Below are 19,577 nucleotides of genomic sequence, written 5' to 3'. Positions count from 1 at the left end.
GCAAAACGGCCGCGCAGTGTATGCCAGTTGGCTACAGAATCAAGACCGATCGTCTGCCATGGAGCAACCCCAAGGTGGTCTTGAAAGGCTATGCTTGACCCCTATCTTCTCTTGCAACACGCACATTCACATTGGTGATCCATAGATGGACTTCAAAGACTATTACAAGATACTCGGCGTAGAGCCCGCGGCGGACGAAAAGGCGATCAAGGCCGCGTACCGCAAGCTGGCGCGCAAGTATCACCCCGATGTCAGCAAGGAGCGCGACGCCGAGGAAAAATTCAAGGAGGCCAACGAGGCCTACGAAGTGCTGGGCGACGCGCAGAAACGTGCCGAGTACGATGAAATCCGCAAGTACGGTGGCCAGCATGGCCGGCCGTTCCAGGCGCCACCGGGCTGGGAGAATCGTGGCGGTGGTGGCGGTTTCGAAGGCGGCGATTTCTCCGACTTTTTCAGCTCGATCTTTGGTGGCCGGGGAGGCAACCCGTTCGGTGGTGCCCGGCAGCAGCAACGCAGCGCTGGCAGGCGGGGGCAGGACGTGGAGCTAGAACTGGCGGTATTCCTTGAAGAGACCCTGAGCAAGGAGTCCAAGCAGATCAGCTTCCAGGTGCCGCAGACCAATGCCATGGGCCAGCGCACCGGCTTCACTACCAAGACCCTGAACGTGAAGATCCCGGCCGGTGTGACCGACGGCGAGCGTATCCGCCTGAAGGGCCAGGGCGCGCCGGGTAGTGGTGGCGGGGCCAATGGCGACCTGTTCCTGACCATTCGCATGGCACCGCACCCGCTGTTCGATGTCGAAGGTCATGACCTGATCATCACCGTGCCGCTGGCACCGTGGGAGGCAGCACTGGGCGCCAAGGTGGCCGTGCCGACCCTGGACGGCAAGATCAACCTCACCATCCGCCCCGACAGCCAGAGCGGCCAGCGCCTGCGCGTACCGGGCAAGGGCTTGGCCAACAAGAGTGGCGAGCGTGGCAACCTTTACGCGCAACTGAAAGTGGTCATGCCACCAGCATCCGACGAGTCTGCCCGCGAACTGTGGACCAAGCTTTCCGAGAAGGCTGCGTTCAACCCGAGGACACAATGGAGTAAGTGATCATGAGCAGCACCCTGATCGTTCAACTGGACATGCGTACCTTGTGTCAGGAGGCCGATCTCACGGCTGACTGCGTGATCGAAATCGTCGAGCACGGCATTGTCGAACCTTCCGGGCGAACGCCGGAGGACTGGTTGTTCGACGATCAGGCGCCGTTGCTGGCCAAACGCGCGGCGAAGCTGCATCAGGAGCTGGAACTGGAGTGGGAAGGGGTGGCGCTTGCGCTGGAACTGCTGCAGGAAGTGCGGCAGCTGCGCAGCGAGAACAGCATGCTGAGGCAGCGGTTGGGCAGGTTTACCCAGATGTAGGCCGTTGCGGCTAACCCCTGTAGGAGCGGCCTTGTGTCGCGATGGGCTGCGCAGCAGCCCCGGCAATCTTGAGATGAAGCAAAGATCTGGGGCCGCTTCGCAGCCCATCGCGACACAAGGCCGCTCCTACAGGGATCGTGTGAGGCCTGGTTTCTCAACTGGGTTCTGCCCCCGGGTTCAGCACCAGCTGCATGAAGGTCAAGTCCAGCCACCGGCCAAACTTCACCCCCACCTGCGGCATCTGCCCGGTCACCACGAAGCCCAGCCGCTCGTGCAGGCGCACCGACGCTGCATTGCCGCTCTCGATGGCCGCCACCATCACATGCTTGCCACACTCGCGCGCACGCTCGACCAGCGCTGCCATCAGCACTGGCCCCAATCCCTTGCCGCGCTGATCGCCACGGATATACACCGAGTGTTCCACGGTGTTGCGAAAGCCCTCGAACGGCCGCCAGTCGCCAAACGACGCATAGCCCAGCACACCGCTCCCATCCACTGCCACCAGGATCGGGTAGCCCTGCTGCGCCCGTGCGGCGAACCAGGCCAGGCGGTTGGCCAAATCCACCGGGGTTTCGTTCCAGATCGCCGTGGTGTTGCGCACCGCGTCGTTGTAGATGTCGAGGATGCCTGGCACGTCGGTAGGCAGGGCGTCGCGGATTTCATGACTCATGACAGCGTCTCGCAGGGTCGTTGCTTGCAGATTAAATGGTTACCAGCCCACGCACACCCTCGGCTTGCATGTTTTCGCCACGGCCCCGCTGGATGATCTCGCCACGGGCCATCACCAGGTACTGGTCGGCCAGCTCCTCAGCGAAGTCGTAGAACTGTTCCACCAGCAGGATGGCCATGTCACCGCGCTCTGCCAAGCGACGGATGACAGCCCCAATTTCCTTGATGACCGAAGGCTGGATACCCTCGGTGGGCTCATCGAGGATCAGCAGCCGCGGGCGGCTGGCCAGGGCACGGCCGATTGCCAGCTGTTGCTGCTGGCCGCCGGACAGGTCACCGCCACGGCGTTGCTTCATTTGTTCCAGCACGGGAAACAGTTCGTAGATGAAGGGCGGTACCTCCCGAGCTTCACGGGCGGGGAAGCGCGAAAGGCCCATCAGCAGGTTTTCCTCGACGGTGAGGCGCGGGAAGATCTCGCGGCCTTGGGGCACGTAGGCGATGCCGGCGTGGACCCGTTGCTGGGGCTTGAGGCTGGTGATCGGCTTGCCTTCCCATTCGATGCTGCCGTCGCGGGCCGGGACCAGCCCCATCAGGCAGCGCAGCAGGGTGGTCTTGCCCACGCCGTTGCGGCCCAGCAGGCAGGTGACTTCGCCAACCTTGGCTTCGAAGGACAGGCCCCGGAGGATGTGGCTGCCGCCGTAATACTGGTGCAGGGTGTCGATCTTGAGCATGTGTGTATTCCTGAAATTGTTGCTGTGCCTGTGCCGGCCCTTTCGCGGGCTTGCCCGCTCCCACAGGTACTACACAGGGCTCGAAAACTGTGGGTTTCCTGTGGGAGCGGGCAAGCCCGCGAAGAGGCCGGTACAGGCTTCAAAAATTCAAATGCCGGTCACCGGCCCAAGTAGACCTCGACCACCCGCTCATCCGCCTGCACCTGCTCCAGCGACCCTTCCGCCAGCACGCTGCCTTGGTGCAGCACGGTCACATGGTCAGCAATGCTGCCGACAAACCCCATGTCGTGCTCCACCACCATCAGCGAATGCTTGCCAGCCAGCCCCTTGAACAGCTCGGCGGTGAACTCGGTCTCGGCATCGGTCATGCCCGCTACCGGTTCGTCCAGCAACAGCAGTTGCGGCTCCTGCACCAGCAGCATGCCGATCTCCAGGAACTGCTTCTGCCCATGCGACAGCAAGCCCGCCTGGCGCTGGGCCAGCGGCAGCAGGCGCAAGGTGCCCAGCACCTCCTCGATGCGTTGGCGCTGCTCCCCACCCAAGCGCGCTGCCAGGCTGGCCCATACCGACTTGTCGGTCTTCAGCGCCAGCTCCAGGTTTTCGAACACCGTCAGCGCCTCGAACACCGTGGGCTTCTGGAACTTGCGGCCTATGCCGGCCTGGGCGATCTGGTATTCGCTCATGCGGGTCAGGTCGAGGGTGTCGCCAAAATAGGCCGTACCGCTGTCAGGCCTGGTCTTGCCAGTGATCACATCCATCATCGTGGTCTTGCCGGCACCGTTGGGGCCGATGATGCAACGCAGCTCGCCCACGCCGATGTACAGGTTCAGCGCGTTCAGCGCCTTGAAGCCATCGAAGCTGACGCTGATGTCTTCCAGGCTCAGCACCGTGCCGTGGCGGGTGTCGAGGCCGGTCTTGCGGCTTTGGCCCAGGCCGATGGCGTCGCGGCTGGCGCCGAGGTTGTCGAACACCGGTTCGAGCATGAATTCCGGGTGTACCGGGGGCACGCCTCTCATGGCTGGCTCCTTTTCTTCAACAGGCCGACCACGCCCTTGGGCAGGTACAGGGTGACGAGGATGAACAACGCGCCGAGGAAGAACAGCCAGAACTCCGGGAAGGCCACGGTGAACCAGCTTTTCATGCCATTGACCAGACCGGCGCCGAGCAGCGGGCCGATCAAGGTGCCGCGCCCGCCCAGGGCCACCCACACGGCGGCTTCGATGGAGTTGGTCGGCGACATCTCGCTGGGGTTGATGATGCCCACCTGCGGTACGTACAGCGCACCGGCCAGGCCGCACAGTACGGCGCTGAGCACCCACACCAGCAACTTGAAACCACGTGGGTCGTAGCCGCAGAACATCAGGCGGTTTTCGGCGTCGCGCACGGCGGTGAGCAGGCGGCCGAACTTGCTGCGGGTCAGGCCCCAGCACAGGTACAGGCTGGCCAGCAGCAGGCCGACGGTGAGCAGGAACAGCACTGCACGGGTGCCTTGGGCGGCAATGTCGAAGCCAAGGATGGTGCGGAAGCTGGTAAAACCGTTGTTGCCGCCAAAGCCGGTTTCGTTGCGGAAGAACAGCAACATGCCGGCGAAGGTCAGCGCCTGGGTCATGATCGAGAAGTACACGCCCTTGATTCGCGAGCGGAAGGCGAACCAGCCGAACACCAGCGCCAGCAGCCCGGGCGCCAGCACCACCAGGCACAGGGCCCAGGCGAAATGCTGGGTGCCAGCCCAGTACCACGGCAGCTCGCTCCACGACAGGAAGGTCATGAACCCTGGCAGGCCGTCACCGGCGGCCTGGCGCATCAGGTACATGCCCATGGCGTAGCCACCGAGGGCGAAGAACAGCCCGTGGCCCAGTGACAGCAGCCCGGCGTAGCCCCAGACCAGGTCCAGGGCCAGCGCGACGATGGCGTAGCAGAGAATCTTGCCGACCAGGGTCAAGGTGTAGGCCGACACTTGCAGGGCATGGTCCGCCGGCAGCAGCGACAGCAGCGGCAGGGCCACAAGCAACAGGACGACGACGGCGCCGATGGCCAGGGTCAGGCGTGGCCCGGCCTTTTGCGTAGCGGTGACAAGCAGTGGCTGGTTCATCAGTCGATTACCCGTCCCTTGAGGGCGAACAGGCCTTGCGGGCGCTTCTGGATGAACAGAATGATCAACGCAAGGATGAGGATCTTGCCGAGCACGGCGCCGATCTGCGGCTCCAGCAGCTTGTTGGCGATGCCAAGGCCGAAGGCTGCCCACAGGCTACCGGCCAACTGGCCGACGCCGCCGAGCACCACCACCAGGAACGAGTCGATGATGTAGCTCTGGCCCAGGTCCGGGCCGACGTTGCCGACCTGGCTCAGGGCCACGCCACCAAGCCCGGCGATGCCCGAGCCGAGGCCGAAGGCGAGCATGTCGACGCGCCCGGTGGACACGCCGCAGCAGGCGGCCATGTTGCGGTTCTGGGTGACCGCGCGCACGTTCAGGCCCAGCCGCGTGCGGTTGAGCAGCAGCCAGGTGAGCAGTACCACGGCCAGGGCGAAGCCGATGATCACCAGGCGGTTGTATGGCAGTACCAGATTGGGCAGCAGCTGGATGCCACCCGACAGCCAGGCCGGGTTGCTGACTTCGACGTTCTGCGCGCCGAACAGCAGGCGGATGGCCTGGATCAGGATCAGGCTGATGCCCCAGGTCGCCAGCAGGGTTTCCAGAGGGCGGCCATACAGGTGGCGGATTACCGTGCGCTCCAGCGCCATGCCGACGCCGGCACTGACGGTGAAGGCCACCGGCAGGGCGATCAGTGGGTAGAACTCGATGGCGCCAGGGGCGTAGCGTTGCAGCAGTACCTGGACCATGTAGGTGCTGTAGGCGCCGAGCATCAGCATTTCGCCGTGGGCCATGTTGATCACCCCGAGCAGGCCGAAGGTGATGGCCAGGCCAAGGGCTGCCAGCAGCAGGATCGAGCCCAGCGACAGGCCGCTGAAGGCCTGGCCGAGCAGTTCGCCCACCAGCAGCTTGCGCTGCACCTGGGCCAGGCTGGTTTCGGCGGCGGTGCGCACGCCCGGGTCGGTTTCCGCGTTGGGTTGCAGCAAGGCTTCGAGGCGGGTGCGGGCCAGCGGGTCACCGGTTTCGCCGAGCAGGCGAACGGCGGCCAGGCGTACTGCCGGTTCGCTGGCGCCCAGCTGCAGGTTGGCCAGGGCCAGGCCGAGGGCGGCATGCACGGCGGCATCCGGTTCGCTGGCGAAGCGCCGGTCGAGGAAGGCCATTTGCGCCGGTTGCGCGCTTTTCTGTAGTTGTTGGGCAGCGGCCAGGCGGATGTCGCTGTTGTCGCTGAGCAACTGGTGGCTGGCCAAGGCATTGTCGATCAGGCCACGCAGGCGGTTGTTCAGGCGTACCTTGCGCGTGTCGTCGGCGGCGATGCGGCCCTGGCGCAGGTTGCCCAGCAGCTCCAGGCGCGCGGTATCGGGTTGTGCGGCCCAGCCTTCGAGCAGGCGGGCTTGCTCGGCGGGCTTGGCAGCGAGGAAGAATTCGCCCTCGCTGGCCTGGGTTGCCAAGGGCATCAGCAGGAGCAGGGTGAGCAGCAGTCTGAGCATGCGGGTAATCCTGGAAATCGGCGGTGGATTCTTCGCGGGCATGCCCGCTCCCACAGGTACGGTGCACAGTTTGAAAATTGTGCGGTCCCTGTGGGAGCGGGCGTGCCCGCGAATGGGCTGCAAAGCAGCCCCAGTGCACTCAGTTACCTTTCACGGCGTAATCAGGGCGCTTGTCGTTGCCGGGAATGAACGGGCTCCATGGCTGCGCCCGCAGCGGCTGCTCGGTTTCCCACACCACGCTGAACTGCCCGTCATCCTGGATTTCGCCGATCATCACCGGCTTGTGCAGGTGGTGGTTGGTCTTGTCCATGGTCAGGGTGAAACCGGACGGCGCCTCGAAGCTTTGCCCGGCCAGTGCCTCGCGCACCTTGTCGACATCGGTGGACTTGGCTTTCTCCACCGCCTGCGCCCACATGTGGATGCCCACGTAGGTGGCCTCCATCGGGTCGTTGGTCACCGCCTTGTCGGCGCCTGGCAGGCCCTTGGCCTTGGCGTAGGCTTTCCAGTCGGCGACGAACTTCTGGTTGACCGGGTTATCCACAGACTCGAAGTAGTTCCACGCCGCCAGATGGCCCACCAGAGGCTTGGTGTCGATGCCGCGCAGTTCTTCCTCGCCCACCGAGAAGGCCACCACTGGCACATCGGTGGCCTTCAGGCCCTGGTTGGCCAGCTCCTTGTAGAACGGCACATTGGAATCGCCGTTGACGGTGGAAATGACGGCTGTCTTGCCGCCAGCAGAGAACTTCTTGATGTTGGCGACGATGGTCTGGTAATCGCTGTGGCCGAACGGGGTGTACACCTCTTCGATGTCCTTGTCGGCCACGCCCTTGCTGTGCAGGAAGGCACGCAGGATCTTGTTGGTGGTGCGCGGGTAGACGTAGTCGGTGCCCAGCAGGAAGAAGCGCTTGGCGCTGCCGCCGTCCTCGCTCATCAGGTACTCAACGGCCGGGATGGCCTGCTGGTTGGGCGCGGCGCCGGTGTAGAACACGTTCGGCGACATCTCTTCACCCTCGTACTGCACCGGGTAGAACAGCAGGCCGTTGAGCTCTTCGAACACTGGCAGCACCGATTTGCGCGACACCGAGGTCCAGCAACCGAACACCACTGCCACCTTGTCCTGGGTTAGCAGCTGGCGGCTCTTTTCGGCGAACAGCGGCCAGTTGGAGGCCGGATCGACCACCACCGGCTCGAGCAGCTTGCCGTTCACGCCGCCCTTTGCGTTGATCTGCTCGATGGTCATCAGCGCCATGTCCTTGAGCGAAGTCTCGGAAATGGCCATGGTCCCCGAAAGCGAATGCAGGATACCGACCTTGATGGTTTCGGCGGCCTGGATGCTCCAGCTCAGGCCCATTGCGGCGATCGATGCGCTAAGGGTGAAGGCCTTGATCAGACTGCGTCGCTTCATGTGCTCTCTCCGCTGAGTTTTTATGTGTTGGGCAAGCGGGGAGGGGTGTTGCAAGGGGTGTGCCTAACGGCGGAAGGTGCGCAATAGAGGGGTTGTGCGAGGTGTTGGGGCGTTGGCTGGATCCAGGTTGGTGCCTGATGGATTTATGTGCACAGGATTGGGGCCGTTGCGCGGCCCATCGCCGGCAAGCCAGCTCCCACCTAGACCGCATCGGCCTCGAGCCATGCGCTGTCCCTGTGGGAGATTGCCCAGCCCTTTGGGCTGCGCTGTCGCGCAGAGAACCAATATCGCTCGTCTGACGCGTCCTTTGTAGGAGCAGCCTTGTGCTGCGAAGAGGCCGGTAAAGCCAATAGACAGGCTTTGTCAGCCCCGGCCTCTTCGCAGCACAAGGCTGCTCCTACAGGACTTCGCCGAACCAATGAGTCATGTGTTGTTCTATGAGAGCTGGCTTGCCGGCGAAAGGGCTGCAGAGCAGCCCCCAGGGGCATCAGCCGTTACGCACAGCCGTGCGCGGATGACGCTTGCTGCGCACCCCCTGATAGGTCACCGCCAGCAGCACAAACCAGATCGGCGTCACCAGCAATGCCGCGCGGGTATCGTCTTCCAGGCTCAGCAACACCAGGATGAAGGCAAAGAACAGCAGGCACACGTAGCACATGAAACGCCCGCCGGGCATCTTGTACTTCGACGCATGGTGCAGTGCCGCGCGGTGCTTGCGGTACTGCAGGTACGACAGCAGGATCAGCGTCCAGACGAACATGAACAGCACCGCCGAAACGGTGGTGACCAAGGTGAATGCCTCGATCACGTTCGGCACCAAATAGATCAGCACTGCACCCAGCAGCAGGCAGGTGCAGGAGAAATACAGGCCGTTGGCAGGTACCGAGCGGCTCGACAGTTTTTCGAAGGCCTTGGGCGCGTCACCTTCCTGGGACAGGCCGTAGAGCATGCGGCTGGTGGAGAACACGCCGCTGTTGGCCGACGAAGCCGCCGAGGTCAGCACCACGAAGTTGATGATGCTCGCCGCCGCCGGCAGGCCGGCCAGCACGAACAACTCCACGAACGGGCTCTTGCCTGGCACCACGTCGCGCCATGGGGTCACGGCCATGATCGCGATCAGCACCAGCACATAGAACACGATGATGCGTACCGGGATCGAGTTGATCGCCCGCGGCAGGGTGCGCTCCGGGTTCTTCGCTTCGGCGGCGGTTGTACCCACCAACTCGATGCCGACGAAAGCGAACACGGCGATCTGGAAGCCGGCGAAGAAGCCCATCAGGCCATTGGGGAACATGCCGCCGTCATTCCACAGGTTGGCCAGTTGTGCGGTGCGCCCGCTGGGCGAGGTGAAGCCGGTGATGACCATGTACAGGCCGGTGGCGACCAGGCCGATGATGGCGACGATCTTGATCAGGGCGAACCAGAACTCCATTTCACCGAACATCTTCACCGTCACCAGGTTCAGCGACAGCAGCAGCCCTACGCAGGTCAGCGCCGGTATCCACTGCGGCAGTTCAGGGAACCAGAACTGTGTATATGCCGCGATCGCGACCACGTCGGCGATGCCGGTGACCACCCAGCAGAACCAGTAGGTCCAGCCGGTGAAGTAGCCTGCCCAGGGGCCGAGCAGGTCGGCGGAAAAATCGATGAACGACTTGTAGTTGAGGTTCGACAGCAGCAGTTCGCCCATGGCGCGCATGACGAAGAACAGCATGAAGCCGATGATCATGTAGACGAAGATGATCGACGGCCCGGCCAGGCTGATAGTCTTGCCCGAGCCCATGAACAGGCCGGTACCGATTGCGCCGCCAATGGCGATCAGCTGGATGTGGCGGTTGGTCAGGTTGCGCTGCAGATGCTGTTCATCTGGCGCTGTGGGTGAGGTTTGCGTCATAGGCTGCATTCCGTTGGACGGTCGGTCGTCTTGTCAGAGGTAGCCGGCTAGGCTAACACGCGCGTTCCAGTTCGGGGCGCGACAGATCGACTCGACTTTTGGGTAGCAGTGTTGTGCCTGTGCCGGCCTCTTCGCGGGCTTGCCCGCTCCCACAGGGACCGCGCTGCCCTCAGGCTTGGCGCAGAAACTGTAGGAGCGGGTTTACCCGCGAAAGGGCCGGCACAAACGAAGCAAGGCTCAAGCGCTGGCCAGCACCCGGCCGCGCCTCACCACCAAGCTATCCACCATCCACATCACCACCATCGACACCCCCACCAGCGGGAACATCAACCCCAGCACCAGCATCACCCCCACCGCTACCTTCCAGCGCGGCAGGTCATGGCGCAGCGGCGGCACACCCAACCCGCCGGCCGGCCTGCGCTTCCACCACATCACCAGCCCGCTCACCGAGCCCAGCAAGATCATCAGGCACACCAGCAGGATGATGATCTGGTTGAACGCCCCGAACATCTTGCCTTCATGCAGCATCACACCCAGCTCGGTGGCACGGGCGACCGGGCTGTAGTCCTGCCAGCGCACATCGGCCAGCACCTTGCCGGTGTACTGGTCGACATGCAGGGTGGCGTCGTTGCGCGGGTCGTCGGCGAATACGGCGATGGTGAACACGCCATCGGCCGTGGTCGGCGCGGTGATGCTGTAACCCGGTTCGACCTGGCGCGCGGTAGCGATATCTTCGACCTGCTGCAGGCTTATCTGTGGCGCTGCCGGCGCGCTCGACATCATGTGATGCCCGGCATGTTCGGCGTGTGCACCGGACTGCGGCATCGGCGTGTTTTCCATCGCCCACGGCACGGTCTGGCGGTGCGCGCTGTTGAGTTCACCCGCCTGTTGGTCCGACTTGGGCACGTCGTTCCACATGGCCGCCGGAAAGCGGTTCCACAAGTCGGCGTACTGCTTGCCCCACAGGCCGGTCCAGGTCATGCCGCTGACCAGCATCAGCAGCAACAAGGCTGAGCCCCAGAAACCGGTCACCGCATGCAGGTCGCGCCAGAACAGTCGGCCGCGTGCCGAGAGCCGTGGCCACAGCACGCCAGCGCCATTGCGCCCGCGTGGCCACCACAAGTACAGGCCCGACACCACCAGCACGATGCCCCAGCCCGCGGCCAGTTCTACCAGGCGGTCACCGACCGTGCCGACCATCAGTTCGCCATGCAGGGCGCGGGCGATGGCCTGCAGGTTCTGCTTGCCATCCTGTTCGCCGAGGACTTTGCCGCTGTAGGGGTCGACGAACACGTTCAGTTCGCGCCCGGCGTCATGCACCACGAATTGTGCGCTGCGTTCGGCGTCCAGCGGCGGCAGGTACTGGCCAACGTGGCCCTTGGGGTAGGCCTTGCGCACCTCGGCCAGCATCGTGTCCGCGCCCTGTCGGTGGTGGCCGGCTTCGACCACCATCAGCTCGCGGTACAGCAGCGGGTCGAGCTGCGGCTTGAACAGGTAGATGATCCCGGTGATTGCCAGCAGGATCATGAACGGGGCCACGAACAGCCCCGCATAGAAGTGCCAACGCCAGGCCAGGTTGTAGAAGTTGATGCGTGTTCCTCTCATGGGAACCTCCTGTTTGACCAGCAGATGGGCGCGACCTGCGCCGCGCCCGTTGTTGTTGTCAGAAGCTGAAGTCGACCTTGGTCCAGAAGGTCCTGCCTGGCTCGTTGACCGGCTGTGGATCGCTAGCCGGGTAGCCGAACCCGGCGTTCCCGGCCAGGTTCAAGTGCTCGGCGTAGGTCTTGTCGAACAGGTTGTCGACCCCCGCGCTGAGCTTGAGGTGGTTGCTTACCTTGTAGGCGCCATTGATCGAGAACACGCCGAAGCCGGCGCTGTTGTCGTAGTCCTTGCCGACCACGTTGCCCTGGTTCTCGGCGATGCGGTTCTGCGCCGCCACCAGCCGCCACAATGCGCCGACGCTCCAGACATCGCGGCTGTAGGTCAGGCCCAGGCGGCTTTCCAGAGGCGGCATTTGCGGCAGTGCTGTGCCGTCACTGCTGTTCTTGCCCCAGGCGTAGGCCAGCGTGGCGTCGGCCTTCCAGTTTTCCGTCAGCTGGTAGGCCGCGCCCAGTTCGCCGCCCATGATGCGGGCGTCGATGTTGCGAGCCTGGGAGCTCATTCCCTGGTAGTCGAACAGGATGTAGTCGCGGATCTGCCCGATGTAGCCAGATGCCCAGGCTTCCATGCGCTCGTCACGGTACTGGACACCGAAGTCGAGCTGGGTGGTCTTCTCTGGTTTGATACCGTCGAAAGCATTGGCCGCACCGGGTGGTGCCAGCTTGGGCGAGAACAGCTCCCAGTAATCGGGGAAACGCTGGGCATGACCAAGGCCGATGTACGTGGTGGCCGGGATGGCTGCCAGGTCGTGCTCGTAGCGGACGAAACCGCTGGGCAGGGTATCGGCGCGGGTGTCGCCGTTGGTGGCGCTGGTTGCGCGGAAGTCGCGGGCCGAGGCGCGGTCCAGGCGGGCACCGGTAATCATGCGGTCCTCACCGCTGACGTACCAGGTCAGCTCGCCGAAGGCACCGTAGTTGTGGAAGTCGGCGTCCTTGGTCCAGGCCTGGCCCTTGTGCGCGTCCACACCCATGCCGCCGCGTTTGCGATGTTCGTTGGTCTGCGCGTCGATGCCGCCGATCAGTTGCACATCAGCCCAGCGCCAGGTGGCCTTGATGCGTGCGCCCATGGTGCGGCGGTCGACGTTGCTGACCATCGGCATGCCCATCATGCCGCTGCCCGAAGGCGTGCGCAGGCTGTAGTTGTCCATCACGTGGTCGGCGTAGTTGTAGTAGACCTGCGCCTCGACCTTGTCGAGCACCTCGCCGAGGTTGGATTTTTCGAAACGCAGGCCCAGGCTTTCGCGTTTGAACTGCGAGCCGTCCATGCCACGCCCGGCATAGCGGGCCTCACCATCGCCCTTGCCGGCGGTGAGTTCCAGCAGGGTGTCCTGGTCGGGGGTCCAGCCGAGGGCGACATCGCCATTCCACTTGTCCCAGCGTGACGGCACGGTGTTGTCATCGCCGTCATGGTAGTCGTCCGAGCGCGACTGGTTGCCGACGAAGCGGGCGTAGGCCTGGTCGTTGCCGGCGGCGGTGTCCAGCACCTTGTCGAAGCGGCCGTTGGAGCCGGCCAGCAGGCTGGCGTTGACCCGGCTGCCGAGGGTGCCGAACTTCTCCGGCTCGCGCTCGAAGAGGATGGTGCCCGCCGAGCCGCCCGGGCCCCAGATCACGCTTTGCGGGCCTTTGATCACGGTCAGGCGGTCGTAGGTTTCCGGCGAAATGTACGACGTGGGGGCATCCATGCGGTTGGGGCAGGCGCCCAGCATCAGGCCGCCATTGGTGAGGATGTTCAGGCGCGAACCGAACATGCCGCGCAGTACCGGGTCGCCGTTGGTGCCGCCGGCGCGGATGGCCGAGAAGCCGGGGATGGTCTTCAGGTAGTCGGCGCCGTCGCTGGCCGGCACCGGCTGGCGCGGGTCTTTCGGGTTGGTGACCACGGTCAGCGGCGAGCTCGGGGCCACGGCGGTGATCACCGTCGGGCTCAGCTCGGGGGCGTCGTGTGCATGGCCTTCATGGCCTGGGTCGGCGGCCAGGGCCACGGGCGCGAGCAGCGAGCCGCACACGGCGGCGATGGTCCCACGCAGGGACAAGGCAAAAACAGGGGTGCAGCCGGACATAATGATTCCAGTCGATCAGTCATGAGTCAGCGCGAAGCCTCCTGGCTTCGTGCGCAAAAAGTGTGGGTTCAGACGTTGATCGAGGAAGGTGGGGCGCGGCTGCGCGCGCCGGGGAATACAGCCTGCCGGGCATGGCCCTGGCGCGTGGGTGCGAACAGGTGGGTGGTGGGTACGACGCTGCTGGCACTGAGCGGGCTGAGGGCCTGGGGCAGGGCCGGGCAGTTGAACAACAGGCTGCAGTAACCGCACTTTTCCCACATCACATGCAGCTGGCCATCGCCAGTCTGGCCGTGATGGGTGTCGCCGCCATGCTGATGGGCGGTGGCCATCGGCATGTCCATCGGCATGCTCATGCCGGCGTGGTGGTCCATCGGCATCGACTGGGAAATCAGCGGGCCGATGAAGATCATCCACATGGCGAACAGGCTCAGCCATCCGCCACCGGCGCGCCTGCGGTCAGGGCGAGTGGTACGGCTGATGCTGTTGCGCGGCAGGCTCATGGCGAGTGCCTTTCAGCGGCTGATCAGTGCGCGTGTTCGTGGGCTTGCGGCTGGTCCGTCGGCGCCTGCTTCTGCACGGCCACATCGACGGTGATATCGCCGGCCTTTTCGAAGTGCAGGGTCAACGGGAAGCGCTTGCCGTCGCTGAGCAGGCTGCGGTCCTTGGGCTGCATCAGCATCACATGGTAGGCGCTGGGGGCGAAGGTCAAGTCCTTGCCGGCGGGCACCACCACGCTGGGTATCTGCTGCATCTTCATGGCACCGCTGGCGCTCATGGCATGCTCGTGCAGTTGTGCGTCATCGCTGATGGGGCTGTCGACACCGAGCAGGCGGTCGTCGGCCTGGCCATTGTTGTGCACCACGAAATACGCCGCGACGTTGGGGGCGTTGGGGGGCAGTTGCAGTGACCAGGGGTGGGCGATGTGCAGGTCACCCACGCTGTATTCGTGGGCATTGGCAAAGGCGCCGGGCAGCAACAGGGCGGCCATGACGAGGGCGTGCTTGAGCATGGTGAATCTCCGTTTCTGTTCAGGTTCAGGCAGACAGCGTGAAGAACTCAGGCCAGCGGAGAGGCACGGGGGTTGAGCGCCGGCCAGAGTTGGCGCGGCGTGGCGTGGTAGTCGGCGGGTGGTGGCGGCAGGCCGGCCAGCAGTATCGGCGGGTTGTGCAGCTGCGGCGGGTAGCCGGGCAAGGCCAGCAGTGGCGCGGCGCCGGAGCAGCACCAGCAATTCATCATGCTGGCGCTGTCGTCGCTTTGCGGGCCGAGGTCGATCTTGGCCAGGGCCTGGACGTCGACCTTGGCCTTGTTGGCCATGCTGGAACAGAAGGCCCCCCACAGCAGCTGCTCGGCCGGGCCCTTGGGCGCGGCGGAAGACAGCGGCATGGCCAGCAGGTTGAACAGCACTGCAAGGCAGGCTATCCAGGCGATGTGCCGACGTGGGGGCATGGAGAGATCCGGTCAGGAATCGTGGTGGGTATTGTAAGGCGGAGTATAGGTAAAAATGGCGGGGTGCGGTGAAGTGACGCAGGCCGGGCCCTTCGAGGGGCAGCTTTGCAGCCCAATCGCCGGCAAGCCAGCTCCCACAGGGACCCGCACAGATTTCAGGGCCTGTGGTAAACCTGTGGGAGCTGGCTTGCCGGCGATGAAGATCAAGGTGCCCTCAAGCCTTGTTGCGGCCCATCAACCCACGCACGGTCTCCTGCAGGTCTGCCGGCAGCACCACCACCTTGGCATTGCTGCTGCCCGCCAGGTTCTCCATGGCCCCCACATAGCGCTCGCCCAACAGGTACATCGCCGGCACGGTCTCGTTGCCGACCGCGTCCTTGACCAGCGAAATCGCCCGCGCCGAGGCCTCGGCCAGGCTGATCTGCGCTTCGGCATCCAGCCTGGCAGCCTGCAAGCGTGCTTCTGCTTCCAGAATCGCCGCCTGCTTGGCCCCTTCGGCACGGGTCACGTCGGCCTTGCGCTCACGCTCGGCTGCCGCCTGGCGCTCCATGGCCAGTTGCATGTTCTCCGAGGGTTTGATGTCCTGGATTTCCACCGAGCGTACGGTCACGCCCCAGTCTTCGGTCTGCTCGGACATCGCCTCGCGCAGGCGCGCCTTGATCTGCTCGCGGCTGGACAGCGCTTCGTCCAGGTCCATGGCCCCGACGATGGCGCGCAGCGAGGTCATGGTCAGGCTGGTGACGGCGAACGAGAAGTCCTGCACGCCATAGGAGGCCTTCTGTGGGTCGACCACCTTGGCGAAGCACAGGGCGTTGGCGACGATCACGGCGTTGTCCCGGGTGATGATTTCCTGCTGCTGCACATCGAGGATGATGTCCTTGGTAGGCAGGCGATAGGCGACCACGTCCATGTACGGGATGACGATGTTCAGGCCGGGCTTGAGCGTGCTCTGGTAGCGGCCCAGGCGCTCGACGACCCATTCTTCGCCCTGGGGCACGATGCGCACCCCTTTGAACACGGTGATCAGGACGAACAGGGCGATGGCGACGACGACGATGAGGCTGGTCATGATGCGAAATTCCTTTTAGTGCGGATTCAGGCCCGAATGACCCGGGCGGTGTTCCCTTCGATGGCGGTCAGGCGTACCCGCTCGCCGGCCGCGATCTCGCTGTCGGCGATGCAGGTCCATTCCTCGTTGCCGAGGATAGGCTTCTGGAAGCGCACACGGCCTTTCTGGAACTCCGAGACACCAGCAGTCAGCAGCCCCACTTCACCGATCACGCTTTCGGCGGTCCAGCGCACGTCTGGTTGCTTGCGCCGGAACAGCTTGAACCACAGTGCCGTGGTGACTGACGACATCAAAACCCACAGCAGCACCTGCATGTCCAGTTGCAGGCTTGGGGCGGCCAGCGAAATGAGCGATACCAGCACGGCGCCGATGCCGAACCAGAGGATGAAGAACGTCGGCAGGACCAGTTCGAGCAGGATCAGCGCGATGCCGAAGACCAGCCAGATCCACCATTGCATTTCCATATGGGTAGCGCCTTCCGGGGGAGAGTGCCGAGTTTAAGGCAGCAGTGCGGCACATGGCCACTTCATGGTTTGCAAGAAAAGTCCGAACATACTGTAGGCCACAGGGGGGCTGCAGTGTGCTTGCGACATTTGTTACTGCAGGTCGAGTGCCGCAGCCAGGTCGGCTGGCGAATCGAATGCCCGGTCCACATCCGGCAAAGCCGGTCGCTTCAGGATCAGCACAGGTATCCCCAGCTCCCGCGCCACCTCCAGCTTCGGTTCGGTCGCTACGCTGCCGCTGTTCTTGCTGATCAGCACATCGATCTTGCGGCGCTGGAACAACGCCCGCTCATCCTCGATATGGAACGGCCCGCGCGCGCCAATCACTTCACAGCGATCGTTGCCAGGGCACGTTTCCAACGCACGCAAGGTCCAGAACTGCTCCAGCGGTATCTCGTCCAGATGTTGCAGCGGCTCACGCCCGAGCGTGAACAATGGCCTGCGAAACGGCTTGAGTGCCTCGATCAACCCCGCCCAATTCTCGACTTCGCGCCAGTCGTCCCCCGCTTGTGTCTGCCAGGCCGGGCGGCGCAAGGCCCAGCACGGAATACCGGCCAAGCGTGCGGCGTTGGCCGCGTTGCGGCTGATCTGCGCGGCATAGGGATGGGTAGCATCGATCAGCAACGTGATGCCTGCATCGTGCAGGTAGTTCGCCAGCCCTTCGGCACCGCCAAAGCCGCCGACCCGAACCTGGCATTGCAGGTCCTGCGGCACCCGGCCGATGCCCGCCAGGCTGTAGACATGCTGCGGGCCCAGGCGGCGAGCGATGGCCAGGGCTTCGGTGACGCCGCCCAGCAGCAGGATGCGCCCGTTCATTGCACACCCGCCCGGCCGACGATGCCACCCTGGCGATCGATGGCGAACACCTCCACCTGCACCTGCGCCGGCACCACGCTGCGGGCGAAGGCCAGGGCGTGGGCGCACACCGCGTCACCCAAGGGAATGCCGGCTGCATGGGCCAGTGCCAGGGCCTGTTGGCTGGTGTTGGCAGTAATGATCGATGCCTGCAGCGCTGCGTCGGCGCCGATGTCCGCCGCCCAGCCGGCCAGTTGCGGCAGGTCGATGCTGGAATGACGGCTGTGCAGGTCCATGTGCCCGGCAGCCAGTTTGCTGATCTTGCCGAAACCGCCGCACAGGGTCAGGCGTGGCACCGGTACCTTGCGCAGGTGCTTGAGCACCGCACCGACGAAGTCGCCCATTTCGATCAGGGCTATTTCCGGCAGGCCATAGACGCGGCGCATGGTGTCTTCGCTGGCGTTCCCGGTGCATGCGGCGATATGCGTGTAGCCGTTGGTGTGGGCGACATCGATGCCTTGGTGGATCGAGGCAATGTAGGCCGCGCAGGAAAACGGCCGCACGATGCCGCTGGTGCCGAGGATCGACAGACCGCCGAGGATGCCCAGCCGCGGGTTCATGGTCTTCAGGGCCAGTTGCTCGCCGCCCTGCACATTGACCGTGACTTCGAAACCGCCGGGGTAGCTGCATTCGTCTGCCAAGCGTTGCAGGTGGTCGCTGATCATGCGCCGTGGCACCGGGTTGATGGCCGGCTCACCCACCGCCAGCACCAGCCCCGGGCGGGTCACGGTGCCGACGCCGGTGCCGGCGACAAAACGGATGCCCGGTTCGGCCATCAGGCGCACCTGGCTATAGAGCAGGGCGCCATGGGTCACGTCCGGGTCGTCGCCGGCGTCCTTGAGCGTGCCCGCTTCGGCACCTTGGCTGGTGAGGCGGCAGAACTCCAGGCGCATCTGCACCACCTTGCCCTTGGGCAGGGTGATGCTGACGGCGTCGCTGCTCTCGCCTCCCAGCAGCAAGCGCGCTGCCGCCAGGCTGGTGGCAGTGGCGCAGCTGCCGGTGGTCAGGCCGCTGCGCAGGGGGGCGGGCTGTTCGCGGGTTTCTTCACGCATTGGCGGGTTTCACCACGTCCAGCAAGGTGATCGGCAGCGCCTGGCGCCAAGTGTCGAACGCGCCCAATGGCTGGGCATGGGCGACATGGATGCGGGTCAGCTCGCCACCGTGGCGTTCACGGAAATGCGCCAGGGCCAGTTCGCTTTGCAGGGTCACCGCATTGGCTACCAGCCGGCCGCCGGGGCGCAGGCTTGCCCAGCACAGGTCGAGCACACCTTCGCGGGTGACGCCGCCACCGATGAAGATCGCATCCGGTTGCTCCAGGCCTTCCAGCGCCGCTGGTGCCTTGCCGCGGACCAGTTGCAGGCCGGGTACACCCAACGCATCGCGGTTGTGTTCGATGAAGCCCTGGCGGCCTTCGTCGGCCTCGATGGCCAAGGCGCGGCAGGCCGGGTGGGCGCGCATCCATTCGATGCCGATCGAGCCGCAGCCGGCGCCCACGTCCCACAGCAACTCGCCGGGCTGTGGTGCCAGGCGGGCCAGGGTGATGGCGCGGACATCGCGCTTGGTCAGTTGGCCGTCATGCCGGAAGGCGCTGTCCGGCAACCCGGCCAGTCGGTGCAGGCGCGGGGCCTCGGGCGTGGCCAGGCACTCGATGGCTACCAGGTTGAGCGCGGCGACATCGCTGTGCGGCCAGTCCTGGGCGGTGCCGGCCAACTCACGTTCGTCCACGCCACCCAAGTGTTCGAAGACTCGCAGGCGGCTTGGCCCGAAGCCCCGCTCGCGCAGCTGCGTGGCAATTGCTGCCGGGCTGTCGCCGTCGTTGCTCAGCACCAGCAGGCGCACGCCGCTGTGCAGATGGGCATTGAGCGCAGCCAGGGGCCGAGCGACCAGCGATACCACCTGCACGTCCTGCAGTGGCCAGCCCAGGCGGGCGGCGGCCAGGGCGCAGGAGGAGGGCATCGACAGCACGCGTATTTCAGCGGCGGGCAGTTGGCGCGCCAAGCTGGCGCCGACGCCGTAGAACATCGGGTCGCCGCTGGCCAGCACGCATACTGGCTCACCGCGCAGAGCCAGGACCGGGGCCAGCGAGAACGGGCTTGGCCAGCCCAGCCGTTCGCCGGCCACGCAGCGTGGCAGCAAGGCCAGCTGGCGCGGGCTGCCGAAGATCCGCGCAGCGCCCAGCAGCGCGCGCCGGGCCTGCTTGCCCAGGCCGCTGAAGCCGTCTTCGCCGATACCTACTACTGTCAGCCAGGGTGCCATGGATACCTCTTCAAGACCCTGGGGCTGCTGTGCAGCCCATCGCGACAC

19 protein-coding genes are annotated in these 19,577 nt (G+C 64.8%); 2 read left to right on the top strand and 17 right to left on the bottom strand.

What is annotated here, in order from left to right:
• The first annotated feature begins 145 nt into the window (after positions 1-145).
• Positions 146-1,099, top strand: coding sequence for a curved DNA-binding protein (cbpA, locus tag ACK56M_RS26020; protein ID WP_013974397.1), 954 nt, complete (start codon positions 146-148; stop codon positions 1,097-1,099).
• A gap of 2 nt (positions 1,100-1,101) precedes the next feature.
• Positions 1,102-1,407, top strand: coding sequence for a chaperone modulator CbpM (locus ACK56M_RS26015; protein ID WP_015271974.1), 306 nt, complete (start codon positions 1,102-1,104; stop codon positions 1,405-1,407).
• Between the two features lie 154 nt (positions 1,408-1,561).
• Here ACK56M_RS26015 and ACK56M_RS26010 read toward each other — a convergent pair whose 3' ends face one another.
• From ACK56M_RS26010 to cbiE, 17 genes are all read right to left on the bottom strand, one after another.
• Positions 1,562-2,077 carry a GNAT family N-acetyltransferase gene (locus ACK56M_RS26010; protein ID WP_015271973.1) on the bottom strand — a complete coding sequence of 172 codons (516 nt, stop codon included), beginning with the start codon at positions 2,075-2,077 and terminating at the stop codon, positions 1,562-1,564.
• 31 nt (positions 2,078-2,108) lie between these two features.
• Positions 2,109-2,807 (bottom strand): urea ABC transporter ATP-binding subunit UrtE, encoded by a 699-nt coding sequence (gene urtE / locus ACK56M_RS26005; protein ID WP_013974394.1) that lies wholly within the window; start codon positions 2,805-2,807, stop codon positions 2,109-2,111.
• 158 nt (positions 2,808-2,965) lie between these two features.
• Positions 2,966-3,823, bottom strand: coding sequence for an urea ABC transporter ATP-binding protein UrtD (gene urtD / locus ACK56M_RS26000; protein WP_023660839.1), 858 nt, complete (start codon positions 3,821-3,823; stop codon positions 2,966-2,968).
• Complete coding sequence (gene urtC, locus ACK56M_RS25995) at positions 3,820-4,899, bottom strand: urea ABC transporter permease subunit UrtC (protein WP_280168205.1); 1,080 nt, start codon at positions 4,897-4,899, stop codon at positions 3,820-3,822. The genes urtD and urtC overlap by 4 nt, the downstream gene beginning before the upstream one ends.
• Positions 4,899-6,428, bottom strand: a complete 1,530-nt coding sequence (gene urtB / locus ACK56M_RS25990) for an urea ABC transporter permease subunit UrtB (protein ID WP_411959139.1) — start codon at positions 6,426-6,428, stop codon at positions 4,899-4,901. The genes urtC and urtB overlap by 1 nt, the downstream gene beginning before the upstream one ends.
• 97 nt (positions 6,429-6,525) lie before the next feature.
• Positions 6,526-7,791, bottom strand: a complete 1,266-nt coding sequence (gene urtA, locus ACK56M_RS25985; RefSeq protein WP_013974390.1) for an urea ABC transporter substrate-binding protein — start codon at positions 7,789-7,791, stop codon at positions 6,526-6,528.
• 487 nt (positions 7,792-8,278) lie between these two features.
• The gene (gene cycA, locus ACK56M_RS25980; RefSeq protein WP_411959138.1) at positions 8,279-9,685 is read right to left on the bottom strand and encodes a D-serine/D-alanine/glycine transporter; all 1,407 of its coding nucleotides are present in this window, start codon (positions 9,683-9,685) and stop codon (positions 8,279-8,281) included.
• 237 nt (positions 9,686-9,922) lie between these two features.
• Complete coding sequence (locus ACK56M_RS25975; protein WP_015271967.1) at positions 9,923-11,290, bottom strand: PepSY-associated TM helix domain-containing protein; 1,368 nt, start codon at positions 11,288-11,290, stop codon at positions 9,923-9,925.
• Between the two features lie 58 nt (positions 11,291-11,348).
• Positions 11,349-13,400 (bottom strand): TonB-dependent copper receptor, encoded by a 2,052-nt coding sequence (locus ACK56M_RS25970; RefSeq protein ID WP_054573583.1) that lies wholly within the window; start codon positions 13,398-13,400, stop codon positions 11,349-11,351.
• Positions 13,401-13,468: 68 nt separating this feature from the next.
• A complete protein-coding gene (locus ACK56M_RS25965) occupies positions 13,469-13,900 on the bottom strand; it encodes a DUF2946 domain-containing protein (RefSeq protein WP_015271965.1) in 432 nt (143 codons plus the stop codon).
• A gap of 23 nt (positions 13,901-13,923) precedes the next feature.
• The gene (locus ACK56M_RS25960; RefSeq protein WP_054573584.1) at positions 13,924-14,409 is read right to left on the bottom strand and encodes a copper chaperone PCu(A)C; all 486 of its coding nucleotides are present in this window, start codon (positions 14,407-14,409) and stop codon (positions 13,924-13,926) included.
• Between the two features lie 47 nt (positions 14,410-14,456).
• Positions 14,457-14,846: a DUF2946 domain-containing protein gene (locus tag ACK56M_RS25955; RefSeq protein WP_015271963.1), complete on the bottom strand. Its 390-nt coding sequence runs from the start codon at positions 14,844-14,846 to the stop codon at positions 14,457-14,459.
• 214 nt (positions 14,847-15,060) lie between these two features.
• A complete protein-coding gene (locus ACK56M_RS25950; RefSeq protein ID WP_013974384.1) occupies positions 15,061-15,915 on the bottom strand; it encodes an SPFH domain-containing protein in 855 nt (284 codons plus the stop codon).
• Positions 15,916-15,941: 26 nt separating this feature from the next.
• On the bottom strand, positions 15,942-16,379 hold the full coding sequence (locus tag ACK56M_RS25945) for an NfeD family protein (RefSeq protein WP_003257542.1): 438 nt from the start codon (positions 16,377-16,379) through the stop codon (positions 15,942-15,944).
• 132 nt (positions 16,380-16,511) lie between these two features.
• Complete coding sequence (locus tag ACK56M_RS25940) at positions 16,512-17,234, bottom strand: cobalt-precorrin-6A reductase (RefSeq protein WP_015271962.1); 723 nt, start codon at positions 17,232-17,234, stop codon at positions 16,512-16,514.
• Positions 17,231-18,325, bottom strand: a complete 1,095-nt coding sequence (locus ACK56M_RS25935) for a cobalt-precorrin-5B (C(1))-methyltransferase (protein WP_191472088.1) — start codon at positions 18,323-18,325, stop codon at positions 17,231-17,233. Before ACK56M_RS25935 ends, ACK56M_RS25940 begins: the two co-directional genes overlap by 4 nt.
• The gene (gene cbiE / locus ACK56M_RS25930; RefSeq protein WP_182328905.1) at positions 18,318-19,529 is read right to left on the bottom strand and encodes a precorrin-6y C5,15-methyltransferase (decarboxylating) subunit CbiE; all 1,212 of its coding nucleotides are present in this window, start codon (positions 19,527-19,529) and stop codon (positions 18,318-18,320) included. Before cbiE ends, ACK56M_RS25935 begins: the two co-directional genes overlap by 8 nt.
• Positions 19,530-19,577 lie beyond the last annotated feature (48 nt).

It is taken from the genome of Pseudomonas sp. s4, assembly GCF_046764235.1.
Taxonomy (GTDB): Bacteria; Pseudomonadota; Gammaproteobacteria; order Pseudomonadales; family Pseudomonadaceae; genus Aquipseudomonas; species Aquipseudomonas asiatica.
Note: the sequence above shows the minus strand (reverse complement) of the source record. Positions and strands in the feature narration are given on the sequence as shown.

Excerpts from the sequence above, each read along its gene's own strand:
- ACK56M_RS25940 (WP_015271962.1), bottom strand. The coding sequence starts at position 17,234 with ATGAACGGGCGCATCCTGCTGCTGGGCGGCGTCACCGAAGCCCTGGCC.
- ACK56M_RS25960 (WP_054573584.1), bottom strand. The coding sequence starts at position 14,409 with ATGCTCAAGCACGCCCTCGTCATGGCCGCCCTGTTGCTGCCCGGCGCC.
- ACK56M_RS25955 (WP_015271963.1), bottom strand. The coding sequence starts at position 14,846 with ATGCCCCCACGTCGGCACATCGCCTGGATAGCCTGCCTTGCAGTGCTG.
- ACK56M_RS25970 (WP_054573583.1), bottom strand. The coding sequence starts at position 13,400 with ATGTCCGGCTGCACCCCTGTTTTTGCCTTGTCCCTGCGTGGGACCATC.
- ACK56M_RS26010 (WP_015271973.1), bottom strand. The coding sequence starts at position 2,077 with ATGAGTCATGAAATCCGCGACGCCCTGCCTACCGACGTGCCAGGCATC.
- urtC (WP_280168205.1), bottom strand. The coding sequence starts at position 4,899 with ATGAACCAGCCACTGCTTGTCACCGCTACGCAAAAGGCCGGGCCACGC.
- urtE (WP_013974394.1), bottom strand. The coding sequence starts at position 2,807 with ATGCTCAAGATCGACACCCTGCACCAGTATTACGGCGGCAGCCACATC.
- cbpA (WP_013974397.1), top strand. The coding sequence starts at position 146 with ATGGACTTCAAAGACTATTACAAGATACTCGGCGTAGAGCCCGCGGCG.
- cbiE (WP_182328905.1), bottom strand. The coding sequence starts at position 19,529 with ATGGCACCCTGGCTGACAGTAGTAGGTATCGGCGAAGACGGCTTCAGC.
- ACK56M_RS25965 (WP_015271965.1), bottom strand. The coding sequence starts at position 13,900 with ATGAGCCTGCCGCGCAACAGCATCAGCCGTACCACTCGCCCTGACCGC.
- urtA (WP_013974390.1), bottom strand. The coding sequence starts at position 7,791 with ATGAAGCGACGCAGTCTGATCAAGGCCTTCACCCTTAGCGCATCGATC.
- ACK56M_RS25975 (WP_015271967.1), bottom strand. The coding sequence starts at position 11,290 with ATGAGAGGAACACGCATCAACTTCTACAACCTGGCCTGGCGTTGGCAC.
- ACK56M_RS25945 (WP_003257542.1), bottom strand. The coding sequence starts at position 16,379 with ATGGAAATGCAATGGTGGATCTGGCTGGTCTTCGGCATCGCGCTGATC.
- cycA (WP_411959138.1), bottom strand. The coding sequence starts at position 9,685 with ATGACGCAAACCTCACCCACAGCGCCAGATGAACAGCATCTGCAGCGC.
- urtB (WP_411959139.1), bottom strand. The coding sequence starts at position 6,428 with ATGCCCGCGAAGAATCCACCGCCGATTTCCAGGATTACCCGCATGCTC.
- ACK56M_RS25935 (WP_191472088.1), bottom strand. The coding sequence starts at position 18,325 with ATGCGTGAAGAAACCCGCGAACAGCCCGCCCCCCTGCGCAGCGGCCTG.
- ACK56M_RS25950 (WP_013974384.1), bottom strand. The coding sequence starts at position 15,915 with ATGACCAGCCTCATCGTCGTCGTCGCCATCGCCCTGTTCGTCCTGATC.
- urtD (WP_023660839.1), bottom strand. The coding sequence starts at position 3,823 with ATGAGAGGCGTGCCCCCGGTACACCCGGAATTCATGCTCGAACCGGTG.
- ACK56M_RS26015 (WP_015271974.1), top strand. The coding sequence starts at position 1,102 with ATGAGCAGCACCCTGATCGTTCAACTGGACATGCGTACCTTGTGTCAG.